This is a genomic window from Oceanobacter sp. 3_MG-2023 (assembly GCF_030688925.1).
Taxonomy (GTDB): domain Bacteria; phylum Pseudomonadota; class Gammaproteobacteria; order Pseudomonadales; family Oceanobacteraceae; genus Oceanobacter.
Map to the genome: position 1 here is coordinate 78,808 of NZ_JAUYVX010000009.1, position 25,013 is coordinate 103,820.

The 25,013-nt window shown below is 54.2% G+C and carries 20 protein-coding genes; 13 read left to right on the forward strand and 7 right to left on the reverse strand.

What is annotated here, in order from left to right; translation table 11 throughout:
• Positions 1-30: 30 nt before the first annotated feature.
• A complete protein-coding gene (gene epmB / locus Q8W32_RS09815; RefSeq protein ID WP_305414735.1) occupies positions 31-1,056 on the forward strand; it encodes an EF-P beta-lysylation protein EpmB in 1,026 nt (341 codons plus the stop codon).
• Positions 1,057-1,266: 210 nt separating this feature from the next.
• The gene (locus Q8W32_RS09820) at positions 1,267-3,369 is read left to right on the forward strand and encodes an EAL domain-containing protein (RefSeq protein ID WP_305414737.1); all 2,103 of its coding nucleotides are present in this window, start codon (positions 1,267-1,269) and stop codon (positions 3,367-3,369) included.
• A gap of 68 nt (positions 3,370-3,437) precedes the next feature.
• On the opposite strand, the gene serB is transcribed toward Q8W32_RS09820, so the two are convergent.
• Together serB and Q8W32_RS09830 are read right to left on the reverse strand one after the other, a co-directional pair.
• On the reverse strand, positions 3,438-4,679 hold the full coding sequence (gene serB, locus Q8W32_RS09825; protein ID WP_303433153.1) for a phosphoserine phosphatase SerB: 1,242 nt from the start codon (positions 4,677-4,679) through the stop codon (positions 3,438-3,440).
• 34 nt (positions 4,680-4,713) lie between these two features.
• Positions 4,714-4,884 carry a hypothetical protein gene (locus Q8W32_RS09830; protein WP_303433152.1) on the reverse strand — a complete coding sequence of 57 codons (171 nt, stop codon included), beginning with the start codon at positions 4,882-4,884 and terminating at the stop codon, positions 4,714-4,716.
• A 273-nt stretch (positions 4,885-5,157) separates the two neighbouring features.
• Between Q8W32_RS09830 and Q8W32_RS09835 the strand changes: the two genes are divergently transcribed.
• On the forward strand, positions 5,158-6,498 hold the full coding sequence (locus tag Q8W32_RS09835; RefSeq protein ID WP_305414739.1) for an adenylate/guanylate cyclase domain-containing protein: 1,341 nt from the start codon (positions 5,158-5,160) through the stop codon (positions 6,496-6,498).
• A gap of 29 nt (positions 6,499-6,527) precedes the next feature.
• Here Q8W32_RS09835 and Q8W32_RS09840 read toward each other — a convergent pair whose 3' ends face one another.
• The 3 genes from Q8W32_RS09840 to Q8W32_RS09850 all read right to left on the reverse strand — a co-directional run bounded on the left by Q8W32_RS09840 (position 6,528) and on the right by Q8W32_RS09850 (position 10,841).
• Positions 6,528-7,106 (reverse strand): tRNA-uridine aminocarboxypropyltransferase, encoded by a 579-nt coding sequence (locus tag Q8W32_RS09840; RefSeq protein WP_305414740.1) that lies wholly within the window; start codon positions 7,104-7,106, stop codon positions 6,528-6,530.
• The gene (gene uvrA, locus Q8W32_RS09845; protein ID WP_303433146.1) at positions 7,106-9,952 is read right to left on the reverse strand and encodes an excinuclease ABC subunit UvrA; all 2,847 of its coding nucleotides are present in this window, start codon (positions 9,950-9,952) and stop codon (positions 7,106-7,108) included. The genes Q8W32_RS09840 and uvrA overlap by 1 nt, the downstream gene beginning before the upstream one ends.
• 220 nt (positions 9,953-10,172) lie before the next feature.
• Positions 10,173-10,841, reverse strand: coding sequence for a LuxR C-terminal-related transcriptional regulator (locus tag Q8W32_RS09850; protein WP_305414741.1), 669 nt, complete (start codon positions 10,839-10,841; stop codon positions 10,173-10,175).
• A gap of 260 nt (positions 10,842-11,101) precedes the next feature.
• On the opposite strand from Q8W32_RS09850, the gene Q8W32_RS09855 reads away from it, so the two are divergent.
• From Q8W32_RS09855 to Q8W32_RS09895, 9 genes are all read left to right on the forward strand, one after another.
• On the forward strand, positions 11,102-12,475 hold the full coding sequence (locus tag Q8W32_RS09855) for an MFS transporter (RefSeq protein ID WP_303433143.1): 1,374 nt from the start codon (positions 11,102-11,104) through the stop codon (positions 12,473-12,475).
• Positions 12,459-13,214: a single-stranded DNA-binding protein gene (gene ssb / locus Q8W32_RS09860; RefSeq protein WP_305414742.1), complete on the forward strand. Its 756-nt coding sequence runs from the start codon at positions 12,459-12,461 to the stop codon at positions 13,212-13,214. Before Q8W32_RS09855 ends, ssb begins: the two co-directional genes overlap by 17 nt.
• Before the next feature lie 767 nt (positions 13,215-13,981).
• Positions 13,982-15,130: an aromatic ring-hydroxylating dioxygenase subunit alpha gene (locus Q8W32_RS09865; RefSeq protein ID WP_305414744.1), complete on the forward strand. Its 1,149-nt coding sequence runs from the start codon at positions 13,982-13,984 to the stop codon at positions 15,128-15,130.
• The gene (locus Q8W32_RS09870; RefSeq protein WP_305414745.1) at positions 15,127-16,281 is read left to right on the forward strand and encodes an ABC transporter ATP-binding protein; all 1,155 of its coding nucleotides are present in this window, start codon (positions 15,127-15,129) and stop codon (positions 16,279-16,281) included. The genes Q8W32_RS09865 and Q8W32_RS09870 overlap by 4 nt, the downstream gene beginning before the upstream one ends.
• Positions 16,282-16,346: 65 nt before the next feature.
• Positions 16,347-17,360 (forward strand): polyamine ABC transporter substrate-binding protein, encoded by a 1,014-nt coding sequence (locus Q8W32_RS09875; RefSeq protein WP_305414747.1) that lies wholly within the window; start codon positions 16,347-16,349, stop codon positions 17,358-17,360.
• Between the two features lie 63 nt (positions 17,361-17,423).
• Positions 17,424-18,692, forward strand: a complete 1,269-nt coding sequence (locus Q8W32_RS09880) for an ABC transporter permease (RefSeq protein WP_305414748.1) — start codon at positions 17,424-17,426, stop codon at positions 18,690-18,692.
• 12 nt (positions 18,693-18,704) lie between these two features.
• Positions 18,705-19,520: an ABC transporter permease gene (locus Q8W32_RS09885; protein WP_303433137.1), complete on the forward strand. Its 816-nt coding sequence runs from the start codon at positions 18,705-18,707 to the stop codon at positions 19,518-19,520.
• Between the two features lie 38 nt (positions 19,521-19,558).
• On the forward strand, positions 19,559-20,350 hold the full coding sequence (locus Q8W32_RS09890) for a phytanoyl-CoA dioxygenase family protein (protein WP_303433136.1): 792 nt from the start codon (positions 19,559-19,561) through the stop codon (positions 20,348-20,350).
• Between the two features lie 124 nt (positions 20,351-20,474).
• On the forward strand, positions 20,475-21,431 hold the full coding sequence (locus Q8W32_RS09895; RefSeq protein ID WP_305414750.1) for a PDR/VanB family oxidoreductase: 957 nt from the start codon (positions 20,475-20,477) through the stop codon (positions 21,429-21,431).
• A 219-nt stretch (positions 21,432-21,650) separates the two neighbouring features.
• On the opposite strand, the gene glp is transcribed toward Q8W32_RS09895, so the two are convergent.
• Both glp and Q8W32_RS09905 read right to left on the reverse strand, forming a co-directional pair.
• Complete coding sequence (gene glp, locus Q8W32_RS09900; RefSeq protein WP_305414751.1) at positions 21,651-22,886, reverse strand: gephyrin-like molybdotransferase Glp; 1,236 nt, start codon at positions 22,884-22,886, stop codon at positions 21,651-21,653.
• Positions 22,886-23,575 carry a fumarylacetoacetate hydrolase family protein gene (locus Q8W32_RS09905; RefSeq protein WP_305414753.1) on the reverse strand — a complete coding sequence of 230 codons (690 nt, stop codon included), beginning with the start codon at positions 23,573-23,575 and terminating at the stop codon, positions 22,886-22,888. Before Q8W32_RS09905 ends, glp begins: the two co-directional genes overlap by 1 nt.
• A gap of 332 nt (positions 23,576-23,907) precedes the next feature.
• On the opposite strand from Q8W32_RS09905, the gene bioB reads away from it, so the two are divergent.
• Positions 23,908-24,987: a biotin synthase BioB gene (gene bioB / locus Q8W32_RS09910; RefSeq protein WP_303433132.1), complete on the forward strand. Its 1,080-nt coding sequence runs from the start codon at positions 23,908-23,910 to the stop codon at positions 24,985-24,987.
• Positions 24,988-25,013: the final 26 nt, after the last annotated feature.

Below are 25,013 nucleotides of genomic sequence, written 5' to 3' on the forward strand. Positions count from 1 at the left end.
AATCCAATTAGAGTAGGACATTGTTATAAAGTGCACATCATAACGCGATCTGCTGCCATTGAGCAGCAAGACTGGCAACAGATTCTGGCCAGCGCCATTCGTAGCCCCGAACAATTGTTCTCGGCACTGCATCTTGCTCCGACTCATTTGAGCGACCGACAACTGGCTGCCAGTACGTTTCCGGTGCTCGTTCCTGCGCCGTATCTGCAAAAAATGGAACCTGGCAACCCCCACGATCCCTTGCTGCGCCAGGTACTGCCAGACGCTGAAGAGCTTATCGCCATGCCGGGTTATGTCAGTGATCCACTGGATGAGCAACACGCCAATATCACCCCCGGTATCGTTCACAAATATCAGGGCCGGCTCTTGTTACTGGCGGCGACGGGCTGTGCAGTTAACTGTCGCTACTGCTTTCGCCGTCATTTTGACTATGCCGACAATCGTCTCAGCCGCCGGCAATGGCAAAGTGCGCTGGATTATGTTCGTGATGACCCATCCATCAGTGAGGTGATTTTGAGTGGTGGCGACCCATTAATGCTGAAAGACGAGGCGCTGGCAGAGTTGGTTGATACCATCGGGCAGATACCTCACGTGCGACGCTTGCGTATTCATACCCGTCTGCCGGTGGTGATTCCCCAGCGCCTGACCCCGGCCCTGGCGCAGTTGCTCGGCCACAGCCGCCTGTCGATCAGTGTGGTATTACATATTAACCATGCCAATGAGATCGACGAGCTGTTTCGTCAACACCTCCAGACACTGCGCCAGGCGGGCATCACCTTGCTGAACCAGTCGGTACTGCTGCAAGGCGTCAACAACCAGGCCGCTACCCTGATCGAACTGAGCCAGTCGTTATTTGATGCCGGCATCCTGCCTTACTACCTGCATCTGCTCGACCCGGTCACAGGCACACACCAGTTTGATACTCCGACTGCCGAGGCGCTGGCTATTTACCAGCAACTGCATCAACAATTACCCGGCTACCTGCTTCCCAGGCTGGTACGGGAGGAAGCTGGCAAAGCTGGCAAGTCTCTAATTATGACTAATGACAAATTTTGACAGACATTTCCCTCTTTAATGGTCATATACCGCTACAATCATGATTGTGACAATATCTGTCTGTTATTATTGTTTATTGTCACAAAATGCGCACAAACAGCTATTTGTACTGCCTTCGCCGGTTTTTGATCAAAACCGGCTTTGATAACCCATTTGGGCAAAACTGACAGGAAGGTCGGACCCGAACAATAAGACTGAGTGACCCGAGTCATGGCGACCAACCAAGAGACACTACACCTGCTGATTCATACCCAATCCCAGAATGATGCAGAGGGTATTGTCAGCCTGCTACGAAATTCAGGCAATGCCACTCGCGCGCACCAGATCAGCTCGCTGGAAGACCTTGACGAACAGCTGGAACAAAAATCCTGGGATCTGCTGATTGCCGAGGATGGCGCCAACGGCGTTCATTACCCATCCCTGCAAGAGCGCATTCGCCGCCTTAACAAAGACTTGCCCATTATTCTGATCAGTAAAGAGATTGATCTGATTGCCATGGAAAACGCGCTCAGACACGGTGTCTGCAGTGTTGTCCCCCGGGATGAAAGCAATCTGATGGTACTGGCCATTCAGCGTGAACTGCGTCATCTGAAACATCGCCGGGAATTACGATCCATCGAAGTGCGCCTGCGTGACGCCGAAAAACGCGCCCAGGCCCTGCTGGAAAGCTCTCGCGATGCCGTTGCCTATGTCCATGACGGCATGCATATTTTTGCCAATCCGTCTTATCTGTCCATGTTTGGCTATTCATCCGTCGATGAGCTGGAAGGCATGCCCTTGATGGATATGGTCGATAGCTCTGGTCAGGGTGACTTCAAACGCTTCTTCAAAAAATACCTCAACGCCCCTCATAAAGAATCCGAGCTCAGCACGCTTGGGGTCGACGGCGATGGGCAGCTGTTTCCGATGCAAATGAATTTTTCACCTGCGAGCTATGCCGAAGAACGTTGCACCATGGTCACGATTCACTCCCACGCCAAGAATACAGCTCTCGAAGACAAGCTGCGCAAAGTCAGCAATATCGACATGATGACGGGCCTGTACAACAAGCCCTACTTTATCGCCCAGCTGGAAATTGCCGTCGATAATGCCGTACTTGGAGGCAGCAACGGCGCCATTATTTATATGAACATCGATGGTTTTGGCAAAATCAAAAGTGAGGTTGGCATCAGTCGTGCCGATACCGTACTGTCCGAACTGTCCCAATCACTCAAGAAAACCATTGGCTCCGATCACAGTCTGGCCCGCATCAGCGAAGATATTTTTGCCACCATCCTCACTGGCTACAGCTCTGACCAGGCGATGAAACTGGCAGAACAACTGCGCAGCCATGTAGAAGGCCTGCTTATCGATCTTGGCGATCGTACCATCACCGTCACCACCAGTATCGGTGTCGCCTTGATCAACGACACCTGTTCACGCCCGGAAGATGTGCTGCAAAATGCCCACACCGCCAGTGAACAAGTACATCAACAGCCAGATCATCACAATGGCAATGGTGTCATGTTATTTGTACCGGACATCCCTGAAGATGTCGTCGTCGCGGATGTCAGTATCGAAGAAGCCGTGACCGACGCTCTGCGCCAGAACAGCTTCCAGCTCTTGTTTCAGCCCAAAATCAGCCTGCGTGGTGAGGACGTTGAACATTACGAAGCGCTGATGCAACTGCCTCTGGCCGATGGTCGCTGTATCAGCTCTGATGAGCTGATGAACAACCCGGATATCAATGAGGGCCTGAAACGCAAGGTCGATCGCTGGGTCTTGCTCAATACCCTCAAGCAGCTGGGAGAACATCGACAACAGGGTCACAACTCCCGTGTTTTTGTTAATCTGGCGACCCCGTCCATCCAGGATGACAGCCTGCCCAACTGGATCAGTGTTGCAATGCGAGCAGCCCGCCTGCCAAAAGGTTCACTGGTCATACAGCTGGCCGAAGACAGTGCTACCCGCGTACTGAAGCAGGCCCAACACTTTGTTTCCGAACTGAATGCCAGCGGTATTACCACTGCGCTCAATCACTTTGGTTGCTCTCTGAACCCCTTACGTACATTGCAACATCTGGCGGTTGAGTACGTTAAGCTCGATGGCTCTTATACCAATGAGCTGGGCCAAAGCCCGGAAAATCAGCAACAGCTGCAAACCCTGTTAACCGCTTTGCACGAAGCAGAAAAGAAAACCGTTATCCCGATGGTCGACAGCGCCTCAACCTTGGCCAGTCTATGGCAAATGGGGGTTCATTTTGTGCAAGGGGATTATGTACAAGCGCCACAAAGCAGCATGAATTACAACTTCGAAGAAGAAAGCAGCTTCTGATCAGAAGCTGCCTGGCAAGCTCGCCAACCCAACGATGGGGTCAGCCACATAAGCAGTAACGGCGGTGTTTATACCTGTTCAGTCGTACCGGGTTCAGCAATATCCCGATCCCGATAACCCAGCAGATACAGAATGCCATCCAGCCCCAGCGTCGAGATCGAATTGCGGGCGTTTTTCCGCACCAGAGGTTTGGCGCGAAACGCAATGCCCAGACCAGCGATACTCAGCATCGGCAGGTCATTGGCACCATCCCCTACTGCGATTGTCTGCTCCAGGCGAATACCTTCTTTTTTGGCCAGCTCCCGTAACAGATCGGCTTTACGCTGACCATCCACCACCGGCTCGATCACACGTCCGGTAACCAGGCCATCTTCTATTTCCAGCTCATTGGCAAAGACATAATCAATGCCCAGACGCTGTTGCAGATAGCGACCAAAATAATTGAATCCACCCGACAAAATAGCGGTCTTGTAACCCAGCGCCCGCAGATTGTAGATCAACCGCTCGGCCCCTTCGGTGATAGGCAAGCGCTCAGCGATACCATCCAGTACACGGGTATCCAGGCCTTTCAGTAGCGCCATGCGTTCGGCAAAACTTTGTTTGAAGTCCAGCTCCCCTTGCATTGCCCGCTCGGTGATGGCGGCAACCTGATCACCCACACCGGCAGCACGGGCCAGCTCGTCGATAACTTCGGTTTCAATCAGGGTGGAATCCATATCAAAAGCCACTAACCGGCGCGTACGGCGATACACGTCGTCAGCCTGAAACGCCACGTCGACCCCCAGCTCATTCGCGATATCCAAAAAGCGGGCGCGTAATTCACTCTGGTCAGCCTCGCCCCGAACCGAAAATTCGACACAGGCACGGGTGTTGTCGTGGCAACTTTCTGCCTGATCCAGCGGTACCCGGCCAGACAGTCGGCTGATCTGATCGATATTCAGGCCATGCTCAGCCACAATCGCGGTCACACTGGCAATGGCATCGGCCTCAATGGTACGGGCCAACAGCGTAATGATATGACGGGATTTACCCTGACCAGCCACCCAGTGTTCGTAACTTTCGGCGGTGACCGGCGTAAAGCGGATAGAAAGCCCCAGCGCGTGTGCTTTGAACAACACATCTTTTAATACCGGAGCGGATTCTGCACTGTCAGGAATCGCCGCGAGAATACCCAAAGACAAGGTATCGTGAATTTCAGCCTGGCCGATATCCAGTATGGTGACACCATACTGGGCCAGAATCGCGGAGATACTGGCGGTCAGGCCGGGTTTGTCAGCACCGGTTACCCGGATAAGAACCAATTCAGTCACAATGCGTTCCTGTTGCCCTCAGGCGGTTGTCGGTTTACAGCTTGCCCAAATCGGTCTTGGCCGCAGCCAGCACGATACGCAGCTCTTCAATCAGATCGGTAGTTTCATGAGTAGACAATGCACGGTGGCGGTCAACACTCATCAGAAACAGGCCTTTTTCCAGCTGTTCCAGTTTTTCTTGCAGAGATTGCTTGGTGTCGCTCATGGCGGTTCCTCTTGGGTTCTGTATGGGTCGTCCGAAGCCCGACGGGATTGGCATCACGGCCGCTCGGTTCTGGCCATCTATCGGGCGGCGCCTATAATACCACCTCAGACACCTCTGACTATCACTGCGATGGTACTGATTGTGGCCGATGAAATATTTCCAACGTTACCCGCGTTGGTAACGACCGGTACGACCTCCCGGTTGTAACCTCATCACCCTTATCGTCAGTGATCTCCGGTCAGAGCCAATTCCAAGACCGTAATGGCGGACCCGATGCAGCTCAAGTTGCCCTGTAGTTTTCATTTCAGCCTGCTCTGCGGTTGCGCCGCAGCCACACAAGTACTGATATTCGGACTACTGCTCGCATTTCTGACCTATAGCAATCTCAGCAATCAGCTGGAACAGCGACTGGAACAGGATGCCACCCAGCAAACCCAACGCCTCGCCATGACGCTGGCCCACAGCCTGATTCAACGTGACCGGATCAGCCTCAATCTGGCGCTGACAGAATGGCATCGTGGAGAAGAAATCAGTGCCTTGCGAGTGCTCGATACCGACGGCGTGGTTATTGCCGAAATAGGTAAAACCCTGGACGACCGTATCAATATCAGCCGCTCCATCACTCAGGATAATCAGGTGGTCGGGATTATCCAGGCGGATATCAACCTGGCACCTGCTCGCCGAGACAGCGGCCATTATTTGTCCCTGGCACTGATAGCAACCGGCCTTGGTGCCATGCTGGCCGGGCTGGCGGGCTATTTTCTGGCAGAACAGATCGCCCATTATTTACAGCAGTTGTCCCGAGCCCTGAAAAACAGCCGTCACAACCAACCGCTGCAGCTACCTCCACCACCGGCAGCGATAGAGGAGTTTGAGCAGTTACACGGCGGCCTGTCAGTCTTGCGCGACGACCAGCGTCACCGTCAGGCCATGGCCCAAGCCCTCGGCCAGTTTCGTTATCAGGGTACTCCCCCATCAGGCCAAACCCTGTGCTATCAGCACTGCGCTTTGATCTATATCGAAATGACCGAACTGGCGACCCTGCAGGCCCAGCTCGATACGGATGAGCTGGTGCAGCTTCTGAATGAATATCATCGTTTGTTAAATCAGGCCGCCAAACTCTATAACGGCAAGCTGGATCATTATCAGGACGACGGTGTTGTGATGATTTTTGGTCTCAACGATGAAAGCGAACGTGACACGCTGCACTGCGTCTACGCGGCCCAGCTGTGTCTGGGGCTGATGCGTAACGCTAGCCAGAAAAACCCACAACTGGCCGATATCCGTTTTCGGGTAGCGGCGCACTGGGGGCCGGTCTTACTCACGCCGACCGATTCTGCTGACGACAGCCATGGCCACCGGCTGGTCGGTGATAGCCTGTATTGGGCATCCACCCTGGCCCGCCGCAGCGAAGCATTCCGGCTGCTGGCCAGTCAGGCTCTGATCAGTGAATTACCGCCCGAATACGGGCTGGAATGGGAAGCCGGCGCCGCAGTACCGGATTTGAATGGTGATAACCAACCGGGCTATTGGCTCACAACGTTACCTGAAAAAAGTCAGGCTCTGATTGATCGCCAGATCTTACGAATTGCCAATATGGCAGGGCAAGCCTGACGTGCCACTGAACTCGGATTAGCCCGCACTTACTGGCCCGGTGTTTTCCGGGCCGCTAACTGCAACTCCACCAACCGGTCGAGTACCCCTACCACGTCATCAAGCCCAGATGTCCCCTGCAGGCGATTCAGTCCTGCCACCGCAGCCTCCAGCGTTGACAGGCCATCCGGCCGGGGGGATTTACGAATGGGGTGATAACGGCTGAGCTCTGCCGGAGTGAGCTGCAAATGTGGCAGACGGGTCAGCCAGGGGTTTAACAACAGCAAGCGCCTGACCTTGCGCCAGGTACCATCCAGTATCAATAGTTGCCGGCACTGCCGAGCCTGGTCTAACGGGCATTCAGGCTTGCCCTCCAGTGGAAACAACAGCACCGTATTCTGATGCCAGTCTTGCCCGAGCAAAGCGACCGGATCACACCGGTCCGCCACCACCAGCCGACTGTTGATAATGCTTTTATGCAGCAGTGGCGCCGTCGACAAACGATGCCGCGCTTCATTCGGATCTTGCCAGATCACCAGATCCAGTGGCGCTTCCCGCCGCACCAGCACCTCACACAAACAGACGCTGACGGGGCGTTCACAAGCGCGACAAATCAACCGCCCGGCCATCAGCTCTGGCGTTGCCGGGCCACGTCCAGCAATGGTTCAAGGAAACGGCCAGTGTAGGATTGTTCACTCGCGGCGATCATTTCCGGCGTACCTTCCGCAATGATATACCCCCCTTTGGAACCGCCTTCCGGGCCAAGATCGACCACCCAGTCCGCGGTCTTGATCACATCCAGATTATGCTCAATCACCACCACGGTATTACCGTCATTACGCAAGCGATGCAGCACCGCCAACAGCTGCTCAATATCGTGGAAGTGCAACCCGGTGGTTGGTTCATCAAGGATATACAGGGTTTTGCCGGTATCTCTCTTCGACAGCTCTTTCGCCAGTTTGACCCGTTGCGCTTCGCCCCCTGATAAGGTCGTCGCAGCCTGCCCTAATCGAATATAGCTCAGGCCAACATCCATCAGGGTTTGTAATTTACGCGCCACCGCCGGGATGGCATCAAAAAAGTCGCGGGCATCTTCTACCGTCATATCCAGCACTTCGTGGATGTTTTTGCCCTTGTAGCGCACATCCAGTGTTTCACGGTTATAACGTTTGCCGTGGCAGACATCACATGGCACATACACATCGGCCAGAAAGTGCATTTCCACCTTGATGACCCCGTCACCCTGACAGGCTTCGCAGCGGCCACCCTTGACGTTAAAGGAAAAACGACCAGCCTTGTAACCACGGGAGCGGGCTTCCTGGGTACCGGCAAACAGCTCACGTACCGGGGTAAAAATACCGGTATAAGTGGCCGGGTTGGAACGCGGGGTACGACCGATCGGACTTTGGTCAATATCGACCACCTTGTCGAGCAGGCCCAGCCCCTGAATGCTGTCGTGTTCAGACGCCTTGAGTGTTGTGGCGCCATTCAGGGCCGTGGCTGCCAGTGGATACAGAGTCCGGTTAATCAGCGTCGATTTGCCTGAGCCGGATACTCCGGTGATACAGGTCATCAGCCCCAGCGGAATGGTCAGGTCAACATCGTTCAGGTTGTTGCCACGAGCACCCTTGAGTTTCAGTTCCTTACTCAGTGGGTACGGCGTCCGTGTTTCCGGCACTTGGATAGCCCGTGCCCCCGACAGGTATTCCCCCGTCACCGAGTTCGGATCCGCTGCCACTTGTGCCGGCGTCCCCTGGGCAATCACCTGACCGCCATGCACACCGGCACCGGGGCCAATATCGATCAGATAGTCCGCGCTGCGCATGGCATCTTCATCGTGCTCTACCACCAACACGGTGTTGCCGAGATCCCGCAAATGAAACAGCGTCTGCAGCAGACGGTCGTTGTCACGCTGATGCAAACCAATGGAAGGTTCATCCAGAATATACAAGACTCCCACCAGCCCGGCACCGATCTGGGAAGCCAGACGAATCCGCTGGGATTCTCCCCCAGACAAGGTATCGGAACTGCGGTTCAGGCTCAGATATTCCAGCCCGACATTCACCAGAAAGCGTAATCGCTCGCGGATTTCCTTGAGGATTTTCTCGGCGATATCGCCCTTGTTACCCGCCAACACCAGCTGGCTAAAATAGGCGTGGGCATCTTCAATCGACATGCTGGTACAGGCATGGATGTTCTTGTCTTCAATAAAGACATTGCGGGCTTCCTGGCGCAAGCGCGAGCCACCACAATCCGGGCAGGGCTGTACACTCAGGTACTTGGATAACTCTTCCCGGACGGTTTGTGATTCGGTCTCGTGATAACGCCGCTCAAGGTTGGGCAACACCCCTTCGAAAGGATGCTGTTTGCGAATCTGGTCGCCGCGTGAATTGACATACACAAAACCGATTTCTTCATCACCACTGCCGTACAGCAGTTGTTCCTGGGCCTGCACGCTCAATTCGGCAAAGGGGACATCCAGCTGAAAGCCATAATGCTCGGCGACGGCGCTCAGCAGCTGAAAATAATAGACGCTGCGGCGATCCCAGCCACGAATCGCCCCTTCGCCAATCGACAGGCTCGGGTCGGTAATCACCCGGTCCGGATCAAAAAACTGTTTGACCCCCAAACCATCACAGGTGGTGCAGGCACCAGCCGGGTTGTTAAACGAAAACAACCGGGGTTCCAGTTCCGACAGGCTGTAACCACAATGAGGGCAGGAAAATTGTGATGAGAACAATAACGGCTCGGCATCGTCGTCATCCATCGGTGTCACCAGCGCCAGGCCACCACTGAGTTCCAGACAGGTTTCGATGGATTCCGACAACCGTTGCTCAAGACCGGGTTTGACCTTGAAGCGATCGACGACCACTTCAATGCTGTGTTTGCGCCGCTTGTCGAGATCCGGGGTATCGTCCAGATCATAGATACGGCCATCGATACGTACACGTACATACCCTTGCGCCCGCAGGCTATCGAAGATATTGGCATGCTCACCTTTGCGGTCACGTACCACCGGAGCCAGAATCATCTGCTTGCTGTCTTCCGCCAGCGTCAGGATGCCATCAACCATCTGGCTGACGGTTTGGGCTTCCAGGGCAACCCCGTGATCCGGGCAACGCGGCGTGCCGACACGAGCAAACAGCAAGCGCAAATAATCGTAGATTTCGGTGACGGTACCCACCGTGGAACGAGGATTGTGCGAGGTGGACTTTTGCTCGATGGAAATCGCCGGGGACAACCCTTCGATCAGATCGACATCGGGCTTCTCCATCACACTCAGAAACTGGCGGGCGTAGGTTGATAGCGACTCAACATAACGGCGCTGCCCCTCGGCATACAGCGTATCAAATGCCAACGAGGACTTACCCGACCCGCTCAGGCCAGTAATCACCACCAGTTTGTCGCGTGGAATATCCAGATCAACGTTTTTGAGGTTGTGAGTGCGCGCACCCCTGACCAGAATCTTGTCCATGCAGCTCTTTACACCAAGGCAAAAGCGCTATTGTAATAGAACCTGTGCCCAGATACAGGATTGATCTGTTTATTCGGCCAACAGAGCCGCCATCCAACGCTGCCATGCCTTCCGTATCAAGCATTGATGCGCCATTGATACACGATTGCTGCACCATTGATGCAGCGGAAGTCGCCAGCAATCCCCAGCAATACGGTAGCCATCCAGCTTAACCTGCCAATCAGACAGTGATACTGCTGAGGTGCTCCTTGGCCCAGTTAATGGCCTGCACCCGGTTCTTGACGCCTATTTTTTTAAACAGATTGTATAGATGCGTTTTTATCGTATGGGTACTGACTTCCAGGGCATCGGCGATATCCTGGTTGGTGGCACCCGTTTCTACCAGATGCAGAATTTCAGCTTCCCGCCCCGTCAGTGACACAGGAGGCGGCTCAAGCGCCCGTGGCCGCTGCCGCGTCCGCTCAAGGTGATCATTCACCAACTTGCGAGGCAGCCATAATTCGCCATTAAACACGGCCTTGATACCCTCAAGCAGCAGACTCTGGCTTGTATGACGATAAAACAGGGCACTGACTCGCGGCCAGCAAATAAACTCTTCCAGTGCATGATGCTCCGGCACATTAAATAACCCGATCAGCGACACGGCATCGGCCTCATAAATCTCATCCAGGATTCTGGCCAGCCGCTCTGGCCGGACACCATCGGTGTCAAACATCAGCAAAGTCTGTCCATCAGCAGGAAAATGCGCGGGAGGCCAGGCCAGTTTATGCACCAGCTGGGCATGCAGCCCAAGGTGGGTCTGAATATAATCCAGCAATATCGCGTTCTGCAGATTCTGGCGTCCGAATAACAGGATGTAGCGCCTGTCGGTACTGTATTGCCGATCCATAACGTCTCTCCTTGACCTGACTTGCCACCGGCATACCCTGCCCATGACGGTTGAGAATAATTCTACCCAATCAAACGCTCAAAAAAAGAGCATGAAACAGACACAATTCCTAGTTTTCAAAAAATTCCAACGGAACCACGAACTCCCCTACGTCATTACTGAAAACTGGCTGTTATTCCTGTTAAACTGGCGCACTTTTTAAACTCGACTGCCGTTACCGACCCCGGAAGCCAGGGCTGGCTCCTCTCACTGGACATCGCATGACCGCCATACCTGAATCTGCACAACAGCGCGCCATCGCCTCACTCGCTGCCCTTTACGCCCTGCGTATGCTGGGCCTGTTTATGGTACTGCCCGTCCTGATGCTGGACGGCCTGACGCTGAAAGATGCCACCCCCGAGCTGCTTGGTCTGGCCATGGGGGTCTATGGCTTGACCCAGGCACTGCTGCAAATTCCTGCGGGCGCCTTGTCTGACCGTATTGGCCGTAAACCCGTGATTATCGCCGGGTTGCTGATTTTTGCCGCTGGCAGCCTGATTGCCGCCAATGCCGAGAGTGTCTATGGCCTGATTATTGGTCGCGCCCTGCAAGGAGGCGGCGCGATTGCCAGTGCCATCATGGCACTGGTCACCGATCTCACCAATGAACAGAGCCGCATGAAAGCCATGGCCTTTATTGGTGCCAGTATTGGCTTGTCGTTCTCGGTCGCGCTGGTCGTTGGCCCCTGGCTGGCCGGTATCGGCGGACTGTCACTGATTTTTACGCTAACCGGTGTTTTGGCGCTGGGCGGTATTGCTGTCACCCTGCTGCTGATTCCTTCGCCACCACGAACCCGCCACCGTGACTCCGTCGCCGTGCTCAGTGAAGTGCGGCTGCAGCTCGCCAACAAGTCTCTCTGGCCATTAAATATCGGCATCTTTGTGTTACACGCCCTGATGGTGGCTATTTTTGTCGCCATCCCGTTGCAACTCAGCAATCTTGATCTGCCACCAGAGCACCATAGTTACTTGTATTTGCCGGTACTGATACTGGCCTTTGGCCTGATGATTCCACTGATTATTATTGCGGAAAAACGCCGTCAGATGAAAAATGTGGTACTGATCGCTGCCGCTCTGATTCTGCTTGCTCTACTGTTGATGACACAAGCAGTTTCGTTATGGCACTGGGCCGTATTGATGCTGTTGTACTTCCTCGGCTTTAATCTGATGGAAGCCAGCCTGCCATCCTGGCTCAGTAAAATTGCCCCGGCTGGTTCCAAAGGCAGTGCCATGGGGATTTATTCCAGCATGCAATTCCTGGGTGCCTTCGCCGGTGGCACTATCGGTGGCTGGGTGCTGTCTCATTGGGGGGCAAGCAGTGTATTTGCCATTTTTGCTGCCGCCGTGTTGTTATGGGGATTATTGATGCTGATGACACCTGCTCCGCGTCACCTCAGCAGTGTGCGAATCACTCTGCCGAGCCCATTATCCCAGTATCAGCACCGGGCTTTGCTGGCGCTCAACGGCGTCGCCGAACTCACCGAATTACCAGAAGAGCAGGCTGTTTATCTAAAAGTGACTGCCAGCGAGTTTGATCAGGAACTGGCACGCGCCATTACACATACCACAGGAGAATCTCATGGGTCGCAGCGTTAACAAAGTGACACTGATTGGTACTCTGGGCCGAGACCCGGAAGTACGCTACATGCCGAATGGCAATGCCGTTGCCAACATGACGATGGCGACCGATGAAAGCTACAACGACAAACAAACCGGCCAAAAGGTAGAACAAACCGAATGGCACCGTTTGACCGTGTACGGCAAATTGGCAGAAATTTGCCAGCAGTATCTGAAAAAAGGTTCCAGAGCCTACTTTGAAGGTCGTTTGAGAACCCGCGAATGGGAAAAAGACGGCGTCAAACGCTACACCACGGAAATCATCTGTAACGACATGATGATGCTCGACAGCCGCAACAGCAATGGTGGCGACATGAGCAACGGTATGGGCGCTGGTGCTGGCTACCCGCCACAAGGGGCTGCAAGCATGATGAACCCGACTCCACCAGCCCAGGGTGGTATGGGAGGTCAGGGTTATGGCCAGCAACCACAGCAAGCGCCGCAACAGCCTGCACAGCGACCAGCACCACAAGCCCCCATGCATAACAACCCTCAGGGTGGGTATCAGCAGCCGTATCAACAACCGGCTCCCCAACCTCAACCACCAATGCAACAGCCGCCACAACAAGCACCACAGCAGGCACCGCAACAGCCCCAACAACGGGCTCCACAGCAGCCAGCCCCCGGTGGTTATCAACAAGCCCCTGCACCTCAAGCAGCACCGGCACCACAACAGGGCAACAGCTTTGATGATTTTGACGATGATATTCCGTTCTAGTCATTCTTGTTTATAACGCTGAATAACTCTAACAAAGCCCTGTAACCACAGGGCTTTGTTATTTCCACAGGAGCCAGGATAAACATTGGGTATTATCTGGTGTACGGTCTGATAAATAAATTCAGCCGCCCCTGATTGACAAACGGCCATAAATACGAAAACCGATAACCAGACATATCAATATCCATCGCACGCCGAGTCATGAATTTATCATGCAGTAACATCCGTTGTTTGATAGCAGCAGCGCGACTTATCGTTGTTATGGGCTGGCTGCCCGCATGGATCTGTACCTCATATATAATAGCCTGTAACGGCGATAATTATTAAATAATGATATTAATCTGAAAGCATATCCTGGCTACATTGGCCACAACACAACCCTTGTCAATGAAGCAGCTCCGCTGTTCTGAATCCCGCTATATTCAGGGGAGCAGCCTTCTCTTTTATCAAGCTTCCACCTTGTCTGGGAACTGTAATACAGCCTGAGATCCGTTGGCTGATTGCTTAATCAACAACATTGGTCATGGGTTTTAATATCCTCCGGTTTTGTTTTAATTATGCACACAAATGGCGCAACGAGCACATTAATGGCGCATATCTGAATACTATTTTCAAATGTTATAAGAACATTTTTAATATTTTATTTATCAGTTCCAGTCGGACACTATTCATTTCAAGCCTTCCCTCCAGACACATAAGCCACACCGGTGTTGTACGTGTTGGAGGTACACGTTGCCTATTTCAACTTCTAAATCAAGGAGCCTCTAATGACGCAGTTGAACAGTCCAAAGCCAGTCGGTGAGCTTGTTGCTGCTCTCCGTGAGAATTGCGATTTGGATTTTACGAATGCCCGAGCCATGCCGCCAGAGGTGTACACATCTGCGCAATTTACCGATCTGGAACAGAACAATATTTTCCGTAAGCAATGGTTGTGCGTTGGCCACGTATCGCGCTTGCCGAATGTCGGGGATTACCTGACGAGTACTATTGGCGATCAACCAGTCGTGGTGCTGCGTGACAATAACGAGCACATACGTGCGCTCTCCAATGTGTGTCTGCACCGTATGTCCGAGCTGTTGCAAGGCACAGGCAACGTCAGCTCAATTGTATGCCCCTACCACGCTTGGGGTTACAACCTTGAAGGGCAACTACGGGGAGCCCCGCAGATGAACCAGCAAAATGGTTTCTGCAAAAGTCACTATCAGTTGCCCGCTGTGCGTTGCGAAGAATGGCAAGGCTGGATCTACATCACCCTGAATGAAGCACTGCCACCGGTCAAGGAGCAGCTCGCAGCGCTGGCCGATTTGGTTGGACACTACCATATGGAAAGTTATGTCGAGGCGTTCCACGAAGAGCACGTCTGGGACTGCAACTGGAAAATTCTGGCTGAAAACTTCATGGAAAGTTACCACTTGCCCATTGTGCACAAGGCGACCGTGGGACCACATACACGCCTGAGTGAAGTGGAATGCCCTCCTGGACACCCAACGTTCAATTATCACTGGTTTACCAAGGAAGCGACCCTGGCAATCGGTAATGCCCATCCCGACAACCACCACCTCGAAGGCCATTGGCGCAAGACATCGGCGTTAATCTCTATCTATCCAAGCCATCTGATTACCCTGACGCCGGGATATTTCTGGTATCTGGTGTTGCAACCCCGCGGCGCCGATCAGGTAAGCATAAGCTTTGGCGGCGGCATGGCACCGGAATACATCAATGATCCCAAAGCCGCCGAGTATCTGAGCGCTCTGAAAGACATGCTGGATGTGGTCAATGCCGAAGATCGCACAGGGGTTGAAGCGGTAATGCGTGGGGTTCGCGCACCGCTGGCCAAGGCCGGACAACTGAGTCATCTGGAGCGTCCGCTCTATGATTTCGCTCGCTATATTAGCGAGCAGGTGGGCAGCGCATGAGTGTAGCAATGAACCATGCCGACCAGCCTCAGGATTCACAAGCCTTTATCAATCTGAGCGATGTCTGCAAGTCATACGACGGCAGAGACTATGTGGTGTATGACCTGAATCTGACCATCAACAAGGGCGAGTTTGTCTCACTGTTGGGGCCATCAGGCTCCGGCAAGACCACCACCCTGATGATGCTGGCCGGGTTCGAAACGCCGAGCCAGGGCGAGATACGTATGGGTGGCAAACGTCTGGATGATCTGCCGCCTTATAACCGCGATATCGGTATGGTTTTCCAGAACTACGCCTTGTTCCCTCATATGACGATTGCGGAAAACGTAGGTTTTGCCCTGTCGGTACGCAAGGTCGGACGCGAGCAGATCAAAACCCGGGTCAAACAGGCACTCGATATGGTGGAGCTGTCCCATGTGGCGAACCGCCGCCCGTCGCAGCTCTCCGGTGGCCAGCAGCAGCGGGTTGCACTGGCCAGGGCACTGGTGTTCGAGCCCAGTCTGGTCTTGATGGATGAACCCCTGGGAGCGCTGGACAAGCGCCTGCGCGAACAAATGCAGTACGAAATAATGCGTTTGCACCGTGAGTTGGGGCTCACCACCGTCTATGTGACACACGATCAATCCGAAGCATTAACCATGTCCGATCGTGTTGCCGTGTTCTTCGATGGTCGTATCCAGCAAATTGCGCCGGCCCATGAATTATATGAGTCTCCACACAATGCCTTCGTTGCCAACTTCGTTGGTGAAAATAACGGGCTCGATGGCCGGATTACTGAGATCGATCACGCCACAGCCACTTTGACGTTATCAAACGGCACAAAAATTCGTGGTGGCGTCAGCCAGAACCTGCGACAGGACACACCGGGAATGCTGTTTCTTCGCCCGGAGCAAGTTCGCATCGCGGATGGTGATCTCAATCTCGGCAACCGCGTGCAAGGACTGGTGGAAGATATCGTCTACTGCGGTGATCACCATCGTGTTCATCTGCGTCTGAGTGAGTCGGATCGACTACTGTGTAAGCTCCCCAATAGTCGGGAACATTGCCTGCCAATTGCCGGAAGTACAGTGAACGTCACCTGGCGAATCGATGATTGCAAGGTTTTATCCCCATTGCTTGCGTCTCATCAAAGCACCTCCTCTCCCTGTTAACTCTAACTGATAGAAGGACTGATATGAAAACCATGCCCAAAACCAATTTCCTGGCAGGCGCTTCAATGCTAGCCACTTTACTCGCTGCCGGGCCTCTCCATGCAGAGACAACGTTATCGGTGGTCACGTACGGTGGTGCCTTTGAGAACGCTGTGCAAGAAGCCTATTTAAAGCCTTATGCGAAAGCGACAGGAACTGAATTCAGTCTTGAAGCCTATGACGGCGGCTTGGCCAAGCTGGCTGCAATGGTTCAGGCCAATAATACCAGCTGGGATCTTATTGATCTGGAGTCCAACGACGCCGTTGCCGGCTGCGATGAAGGACTGCTGATGCCACTGGATGAATCCATTCTGGGAGACACCAGTGATTTTATTCCCGGCTCCATTGGCGACTGTGCCGTTGCCAGCATGATCTGGTCGACCGTATTTGCCTATGACAAAGAGGCGCTGGCCACTGGCCCCACCCTGATCAGCGACTTCTTTGACACGGACAAATTCCCTGGCAAACGTGGCTTGCGCAAAAGCCCCAAAGGCACGCTGGAATGGGCTCTGCTGGCCGATGGCGTCAGTAAAGACAAGGTCTACGACGTCCTGGCAACCAAAAAAGGGCTGGACCGTGCATTCCGTCAACTCGATGCCATCAAGCAGGATATCATCTGGTGGGAATCCGGTGCACAAGCTCCTCAACTGCTTGCCGATGGCGCGGTTGTGATGACGCAAGCCTATAACGGCCGTATTCATGATTCCGTGAAAAACGATGGCAGTGCCTTTGTTACGGTCTGGGACGGACAGATCTACGATTATGAATGGTGGGGTGTACCGGCTGGTGCCCCGAATGCTGAAGAGGCATTTGAGTTCATCGCCTATGCATCTCGCGCGGATGTCACCTCCCAGCTCTCCCGTTACATCTCTTACGCGCCGCCGCGCAAAAATGCTTTGCCATTGATTGAGAAGGACATTCTCGAAGACCTGCCAACGGCTGATGCCAACTTCAAGAATGCAGTCCAGATTGATGTGGATTTCTGGGTCGATAACTTTGACGTCATCAACAAGCGCTTCCAGGTGTGGCTAGCTCGCTGACAGACCTCGGCTGGCCACCAATCGGTGGCCAGCACCGATGCTTGCATTATCCCGGAGTTCCGTATGAATGAGACTATACCCACGCCAGAGGGTGGCCTGGCTGCACCCGACGCATTGAATGATGCCGAACGGCTTCAGGCGTATCGCCGAGTAAAACGGCAGGAATCACGCAAAGCCTTATTGCTGGCCACCCCTCTGCTGCTGTTTTTATTGATTACCTTTATTGCTCCTATCGGCACTCTGCTTCTGCGCAGCGTACAAAATCCAGAAGTGCCGCTGGCGCTGCCAGAGGCCACCAAGCTGTTACAGCATTGGGATGAGGCCGCAATGCCTGGTGCTGATATTTATGCCGCGATGGCACAGGACCTGGTGCAGGCCAGCAAACAGGGGAAGCTGGGGCGGGTTGCCCGACGCATGAATTTTTACAACCCGGCCATGCGCAGCTTGCTGTTGAAAACAGCACGAAAACTGAAACGGGATTCACGCGATGATCTTCAGGCAGCGTTACTGGCCAGCGATTCCCGCTGGGGTGACAAGGAAATCTGGCGCGTACTCAAGCGTGCCGGACAATCCCCGACCCCTGATTACCTGCTCAATGCGGTAGACAGCTATGTCGACAAGACCGGGAGTGTGGCCAGTTTACCGCCAGAAGAGTCGGTCTACCTCGCCGCCTTCTCCCGGACCATCTGGATCAGTACCAGCGTGACCCTGCTGTGCCTGCTGCTGGCATATCCAGTGGCCTGGTTATTGGCGAATTTGCCCGCACGTCAAGGCCGCAAGCTGATGCTGCTGGTCATCATCCCTTTCTGGACATCGCTACTGGTACGCACCACCGCCTGGTATGTATTGCTGCAACCCAATGGCGTAATCAATAGCCTGCTCAGTGGTCTCGGACTGGTAAGCCAGCCCATACCGCTGGTCTTCAACCGTACCGGCGTGTTGATTGGCATGACGCATATTATGTTGCCGTTCATGATATTGGCCATTTATTCGGTCATGAAAGGCATATCACCCGTCTATTTACGGGCTGCCCAGTCGTTGGGTGCCAAGCCACTGACCGCCTTTATCCGGGTCTACGTACCACAAACCCTTGCCGGTGTCGGTGCCGGCTGCTTTCTGGTGTTTGTTCTATCGTTGGGCTACTACATCACGCCAGCGCTACTCGGTGGCGCAGGTGATGAAATGATCAGCCAGCTGATTTCGATACAGACGAACCAGCAGCTGAACTGGGGCCTGGCTGGAGCATTATCGGCTTACCTGGTGATTTTCACCGCCATCTTTTACTTCATTTTTAATCGCCTGGTCGGTATTGACCGCCTGCGCTTCGGCTAACCGGAGAAGTTTATGAAATCTCATTACTGGTCGCGCCTTGAGCGCTGGAGTGCACGCTGGGTTCGAGTACACACAGCAGTGGTGCTGTTTTTCCTGATCGCACCGATCCTGATCATCATCCCTTTGTCGTTCAATACCAGCACCTACTTTTCCTATCCGATGGATGGTGTATCGCTGCGCTGGTACCAAGCTGCCCTGTTTGACGATCAATGGCAGCGGGCCTTGCTGAACAGCCTGGGGATTGGCTTTGCCTCCACACTGCTGGCCACCATACTGGGGACACTGGCAGCACTGGGGCTGACCCGGCCCGGATTCCCCTTGCGCGGGTTAATCATGCCGCTGCTGATCTCGCCGATGATTATTCCCATTGTGGTGGTGGCCGCTGGCTTCTACTACATTTTTGCGCCGTTCGGCCTGGTGGACTCATATCTGGGTGTAATTCTCGCTCACACCGTACTGGGCACGCCGTTTGTGGTGATTACCGTGTGTGCCGGCTTGCAGTCGTTCGACCACAGCCTGACCCGCGCCGCCAGTGGCCTTGGTGCCACACCCTGGGTCTGTTTTCGCCGCGTCACCCTGCCATTGATTACCCCCTCCGTTGCCACCGGAGCCATCTTTGCATTTGCCACCTCATTTGATGAGGTGATCGTCGTGCTGTTTATCGGCGGTGCCGAACAACGCACCGTGCCACGCCAGATGTGGAGCGGCATCCGCGACCAGATTGACCCGTCAATCCTCGCGGTTGCCACATTGCTCATCCTCTTTGTTCTGGCGCTGTACGGCTGTGCCAGCTGGCTGAGCAATCGTCACCGGAACGAGATGCCGTAAGAAAACCTGAAACCATGATCAGAACCAAGGAGCAAACTGTGAACAAGACATTACGTGAGGATTTTGCCCGTGATGGCGCCGTGGTCATTCGCGGGCTATTCAAAGACTGGATTGAACCGCTGCGGGAAGCGGTCGATTACAATCTGGCGCACCCAGGGCCTTTCTTCAAGAACTACACGCCAGATCAGAGCAAAGGGCGCTTCATCGCAGACTACTGTAATTGGGCAAATAACCCGGGCTATCGCCAATTTGTACAGGAAGGACCAGCAGCAAGTGTGGCCCAGCAGGTCATGGGATCGAAGCAGGTACGGATTTTCCATGAACACGTGCTTATCAAGGAGGCGGGCAATACCAAACTGACCCCTTGGCACCACGACGAGCCGTATTACTGTACCAAAGCCGATCAAACCGTCAGCATCTGGTTGCCTCTTGACCCGGTACCACGCAGCTCCAGTGTTGAATTTGTTGCTGGCTCCCATCGCTGGGGCAAGCTGTTTCGTCCGCGCAAGTTTACCGGGGTGGATTATGACCATAAGGCAACCAACCTCGAAGTCATGCCCGATATTGAAGCCAACAAGGACGACTACACGATTCTGGGCTGGGATCTGGAGCCTGGTGACGCAATCGCGTTTGACTACCTGACGGTACACGGTGCGCCGGGTAACGCATCCAGAGACACATCACGACGCGTTATTTCTACCCGCTGGCTCGGCGATAACGCCTGTTATGTCGACCGCGGAGGTGAAACCTCACCCCCCTTTCCAGAGCTGATCGGCCGTCTGAAAAACGGTGATCCTCTGCCAGAGGACGAGTTCCCTTTTATCCTCTAAAACCCTGGCTGGTATCGCAGGAGACACGGTAGCCACAACCACCGGGGATACCGTCTCCTGCAAGGGAGGAACTGACACCCCGGGCCAGAGACTGGCCCACTTCAATCTTTAAATGAGAAAACCGATGGCTGATAAAAATATAGTCGCACTGGTGCATGGGATTCGTTATGAAGCACAAGGGATAATCAGTATTGAATTGCGCCCTTTGGCTGATGCTGTCTTCCCTTCATTTGAGCCGGGAGCGCATATTGATCTGCACTTGCCTTGCGGTATCAACCGCAGCTATTCCTTGCTGGGTTCACCGCACACCCTGGATCGTTATGTGGTCGCGGTATTGAGAGACCAGAACAGTCGCGGTGGTTCAGCGTGGATCCATGACAAGTTGCGGGTCGGTACTGAGCTGGTGATATCAGCGCCACGTAATCACTTTCCGGTGGATGCATCAGCGCAGAAAAATGTACTGCTTGCAGGCGGCATTGGTATAACGCCTATCTTTTGTATGTACCGGGAGCTGCTTCTGAAGGGGAGTTCCCCAGTGCTGATATATTGCGTACGGTCGCGGGCAGAGGCAGCCATGCTGGACGAAATCACGGCTCTGGGTGGCAAGGTTTATTATCATTTCGACGATGAGTCCGGCTCCACTCCAGACCTTCAGGCGCTCTTGCGCGGATATGATAAAGACAGCCATTTTTACGGTTGCGGCCCGGTGGCCATGCTGGATGCCTTTCACGCTGCCTGTGAGCAACTGGGCTATGAGTTTGTTCATATCGAACGCTTCACAGCAGCAGAGATAGCAGCGTCAGCGGATGCTCGGACAAGTTATGAGGTTGAACTGGCCCAATCCGGCCAAACGTTGCAGATCCAGGCTGGAGAAAATTTGCTGAATCGCCTTCTGGATGCTGGCGTTGATGTTGGTTTTGCCTGTCAGGAAGGGCTCTGTGGTTCCTGTGAAGTGACCGTTATCGACGGCGAAGTGGATCATCGTGACAGTGTTTTGTCACCCAGCGAACAGGCAACAAATACCACCATGATGGTCTGTGTCTCGGGCTGCAAGAGTGCCAAATTAACGCTCGATCTCTAAAAATATCAGGCGGACATCTTTTTTGTGTTTGTCCGCCAGATCATTGCAGTACCCAACATCATGACGATCCCCAACAGAGCATCGACAGCCAATCTCTGGAAGTGCTGTTCAACCAGCTTACCTTTCCTTGTAAAACACCTTGCCTGCCCTGCTCACTCTGCTGTTTGTACTTGCGCCGATCAGGAATCAGCACAGTGCCAACCCCTACAATAACGCTCCCTACAATAACAGCCCATCAAACAGCTCAATACGGACAGGTTGGCCTTTCTCCAGACTGGAGCTATCGCCATCCAGCAAAATATACGCGTTGGCAGCCGACATGGTACTTAGCAGTGCAGATCCCTGACGTGCCAATGGTGTGACTTGCAGCACTCCGTCTTCGGTCGTTGAAACCACGGCACGCTGAAACTCCAACCGCCCCGGACGACGGTGTAACCCACAGGTCAGACGAGCGCGCAGGGCAAGCCGTGGTGGAGTATTGTCTCCTGCCAATGTTGTTAATATCGGCACCACCAGCTGATCAAACGTCACCATGGTCGATACCGGATTGCCCGGCAAACCGGCAAACCAGCTGTTTGGCAAACGACCGAAGGCAAACGGTTTGCCCGGTTTGATGGCCAGTTTCCATAATCCCACCTGGCCCAGTTCGTCCAGCACCTGCTTGCTGAAATCCGCTTCCCCCACTGAGACGCCGCCAGAAGCAATGACCAGATCCGCCTGACTGTCGGCATTCTGATAGGCTTGCCGTAATGCCTGCGGGTCATCCGCGATAATGCCGAAATGAATGACGGTGCAGCCCAACCGTACCAGCAAGGCGGCCAGTACCTGGCTGTTGGACTCATAAATCTGCCCGGTTTGTAACGGCTGCCCCGGTGTCACCAGTTCATTACCGGTGGCCATAATGGCAACTCGTACCCGACGGCGTACCACTACCTGGTCAATACCAAGACTGGCCAGCAATCCGATGTCAGCCGCCCGTAAACGCCGACCCGCGGCCAGAACGATATCACCAACAGCCACTTCTTCTCCGCGCCGCCGAATATTGGCTGATGGTTTGACCGCCGCCAGAAAGCGCACCTTGCCGTCGTCATCCAGTTCGGCATCTTCTTGCATGATGACGGTATTGGCGCCTTCCGGCAGCATCGCGCCGGTCATGATACGCGCGCATTCTCCGGGTAATATCGGTTGGGTTGTGGCATCTCCCGCCAGAATACGCTGGTTAACGTCCAGCCAATCAAATTCGGTCAGATCCTCTACCCGCACGGCATAACCGTCCATGGCGGAGTTATCGGTCGGTGGCAAGTCCAGACAGCTTTGCACATCGGCAGCCAATATGCGGCCGTCAGCCTGGGACAGTGGCACCCACTCTTCTTCGGTCAGAGGCGTCAGCGACGACAGGATTTGTTCCAGAGCCTCATCCAGGCTTTGCAGGCCCGGGGCATCACAAGAAGCCATTATTGACCTCCTTGTGTGGCACTGGACGGTCGAGCCACTACCTGACATGAGACCGACAACCAGTCCTGCAAGGTCGCAGTCAACTGATCCCCTGCTTCCAGCGGCCCAACTCCGGCCGGGGTGCCGGTCAGCACCAGATCCCCGGGGTTAAGCGTAAATTGCTGGCTGATCGCGACCAGCAGATCCGCCACTGGAAACAACATCGCCTTGCTGTTGCCCTGCTGCTGCAAGGTACCGTTTCGCGTCAAGGACAGCTCCAGATCCCCCCAGTCACTCACCTGTTCTGCAGCAATAAAACGGGATACCGGGCAAGCACCATCAAATGCCTTGGCCCGTTCCCAGGGGTGGCCTTTCTTTTTGAGCCCGCTTTGTACATCGCGCAAGGTCAAATCCAGAGCCAGGCCCACCCCGGCAATGGCAGCCAGAGCCTCATCGGCACTGGCCTGGGACAGTGTCTCTCCAATCAGCAAGGCAATTTCCAGTTCATGATGCACGGCCCCCATACCGTCGGGGATCGAGATGTCCCCCTCCATGGCGACCACCGCATCGGCGGGCTTGATAAACAGCAGCGGCTGTTCCGGAATGGGGTTATTTAATTCAGCGGCATGAGCAGCATAGTTGCGACCCACACAGACAGCCTTGCCTGTCGCAAACGCAAAGGGTGCATCATTCAGAAATGGGTAGTACACGGCAAACCTCGACTGACAGCAAAATCAAGCTGCTACTATAACGCGAAATCGCCTAAAACCGACCATGAGCACCGATACCGAACCCGCTCCAGCCACCCGTGTTCCATTCAGTGGTTGCAACAGCGCTCTTTGTCCTGGTTGCCGCCATGACTCCTGACTATTTCGGCGGTTTGTTTCAGCGGCCTGTTCCGACTGATGCCCCCGACCTTGGCAGCTGACTATCGAACGTTTTTTAAACAATAGTCAGCAAATGGCTGGCCCCAAATTGCCTGTTGCCTCGGCAGGCTGCAGTATTCACCTTTATATTCCTGTATCAGCAAATGGAGACCGCCATGGGCAGTGCCGTAGCAGCCAACTTTCCGTCCTCTTCGCAGCCAAACAACGCGGCCATCCGCAATGACTGGACTCTGGACGAGGTACAGGCATTGCTGAATCTGCCGTTTAATGACCTGCTGTTCCAGGCTCAAACCGTACACCGCCAGTTTTTTGATCCCAACGCCGTACAGGTCAGCACCCTGCTGTCGATCAAAACCGGCGCCTGCCCGGAAGACTGTGCCTACTGTCCGCAAAGTGCCCGTTACGATACCGGCCTCGAAAAAGAACGCCTGATGGAAGTGGAAGCGGTACTGGAAAAAGCCAAGGCCGCCAAAGCCGCCGGTTCCGACCGCTTTTGCATGGGAGCCGCCTGGCGCTCGCCGCGTGAAAAAGACATGCCTTACGTATTGGCCATGGTAAAAGGCGTCAAGGAGCTTGGTCTGGAAACCTGCATGACCCTCGGCATGCTTGATGCCGACAAGGCCAACCGTCTGGGCGAAGCCGGTCTGGATTATTACAATCACAACCTGGATACCTCACCCGACTATTACGGTGAAATCATCACCACCCGCAGCTATGGCGACCGCCTGGAAACTCTCGATAACGTCCGTAAAGCCGGTATGAAAGTCTGCTCTGGCGGGATTCTGGGAATGGGTGAAAGCCAGCGGGACCGTGCCGGTCTGTTACGCCAGCTGGCCAATCTGCCACAACACCCGGACTCCGTGCCCATTAACCAGTTGGTGAAAGTCGCCGGTACGCCACTGGAACATGAAGCCGACGTTGATCCACTCGACTTTATCCGCACCATTGCCGTGGCCCGTATCCTGATGCCCAGATCCCATGTGCGGTTAAGTGCCGGGCGTGAAGAAATGAGCGAAGAAATGCAGGCCATGTGTTTCTTTGCCGGTGCCAATTCCATTTTCTACGGTGAATGCCTGCTGACCACACCCAACCCTGCTGCCAACAAAGACCAGCAGCTGTTTCGCAAACTGGGTATCAACTCGGAACACAAGGTCACCCAGGCACCACAGCAACTGGATGACCTGATTCCAGAACCTCGGGATGAATCGGAATTATACGAACGTTTGGGCGCCTGATCAGCGCCCACTGAGACCGATAGTGC